General features: G+C 60.3%; 1 protein-coding gene. It reads right to left on the bottom strand.

From position 1 onward, the window contains the following. A partial coding sequence (locus ET418_RS18000) for an Ig-like domain-containing domain (protein ID WP_149310025.1) occupies window positions 1-1,917 on the bottom strand: 1,917 nt, incomplete at both ends.

Here is a 1,917-nt window from a genome sequence, read left to right on the forward strand (position 1 = left end):
TCGTACAGGTAGAAGTTGCTTGCCGTGAGTGTGAGGGGATTCACTCGCTCACTAAAGTACACCGTCGGCGTGACGTTGGTACCTATTCCACTCAATCCATTCGGGTTCACACCAGTGATCGTGCCTTGGGCTACGTCAATCGTCGGCCCCGTGGTGAAGGTAAAGGTCTGTGCCGTGGCCATGGTGTGCCCGGCGTAGTCCTGCACCCCCGCCACCGAGATTGTATACTGGGTGCTGGGCAACAGGAGTGCCGACGGAGTCAGCGACAGTAACTGATTGCCGTTGGAGAACGACGACGTCACTGCGACCGGCTGACCGCCGGTTGTCACACTTACCTGGCCGATGGAGGTCGGCTGGATCGGTTCGTTGAACTGGATCTTGAACACGGTGTTGGTCGGCACGCTGGTCAGGCCATCTGCCGGGTCTATGCCAGTCACCAGCGGGGTTGCGGAGCTGGATGCGTAGGCGGTGGTGAAGGTGGCATAGTTCCAATAACCCTGAGTGTTCCCCGTAAGGTCCGTGGCACCACTGCTGTAGATTCTATACTGACGGCCGACCGAGAGCGGCACGCTGGGCACCAGGGTGGCTGTTGTGAGGTCGGCGCTGAAGGAGACCGTGCCCGGAACTTTCTGGCTCGTCTGTGTATCATAGAGATAGAAGGTGCTGGCATTGATTGAGGATGGCGCCATCGGCTTGTTGAACTGAACGACGATGACTGTATTGGTGGGCACGTCGGTTGTCCCGCCGGCCGGACTACTGCCAAGCACCACAGGCGTCATGGTATCCGGTCCTGCCCCGGTGGTGAACTGGGTCGTCACCGGCACGATCGCGTTGCCTACGGCATCGGTGATGCCGTTTATCGTGACCGTCATCTGTGCATTCGCCGCAAGCGGCGCCTGCGGGGTGATGGTCACTATGGCGCCGGTGCTGTCGAAGCTGATGCTCGACGGCACCACCGTCTGTGACCCGTCGATGATCCTGACCGTCGAGCCGTTTACCGAGATCGAATTGACCGGCTTATTGAAGGTAACGACAACGATCCCGTTGCTGCCGACGCCGGTCGAACCGTTGGCTGGCGCCAGCGACATGATTGCCGGAGTGGTGGTGTCACTGGCACTGCCCGCGTAGAAGTAGTAGGTCTGGCCTGTAACTGCGACGCCATTGGCACCCGTCAAGTTATTAATCTGGAAATAATAGTAACTGCTGCAGGTAGCAAGCGGGCTCTGCGGTTGGAACCGGACCACATTGTTGCCGCCGGACACATCACCACCCGATACTAGGGATACCGTCCCCGGCACAGGCTGGCCGGTGCAGCCGCTGATGAGGCGGGTGTTCGTGGCGTTTACCATGGCCGCTGCCAGCGGCTGGTCGAACTCAAACTGCGGGACCACGTTCAGTGGAATGTTGGTGGCCCAGTTGTACGGGTTGGCCGCCAGCAGCCGGGGCGCCGTGGACGCAGGATTCCCCTGGACCGTGAACTGGCCGCTGAAGGACTGGAGCGCGTTGCCATAGATATCCTGTGCTGAACCGTCCAGGAATGCCTGGACCACGGCGCCATAGACAAAGGGGCTGCTCGGGATGAACTCGATGGCCTGGTTGTTGCCGCTCAGTTGGACTGTTCCCGAAACCAGTATGCCGTTCTGGGCTATGTGCAGCGCATTCTGCACCGTGGCCGGGTTGAGCGGATTGCCGCTGGTAAACAGGGTGATCACACTGTTCGGCGCTATATTGGTGGCGCCGTTGCCCGGACGCATGGTCACAACCTGCGGAGCATTGCCGGGAACGGCATCCGCCGTCTGGTATCTGCTTTGGAAGTTAACGAGGCTGTTGCCGGAGAGATCCTTGATATCCGAGGTGGCGACGATGGTGATCGTCGACCCTGCCGGGGCGGTGGGGGTGAAGGTGACGGTCCGGTTG

The sequence above is a fragment of the Oryzomonas rubra genome (genome assembly GCF_008369015.1).
GTDB lineage: Bacteria > Desulfobacterota > Desulfuromonadia > Geobacterales > Pseudopelobacteraceae > Oryzomonas > Oryzomonas japonica.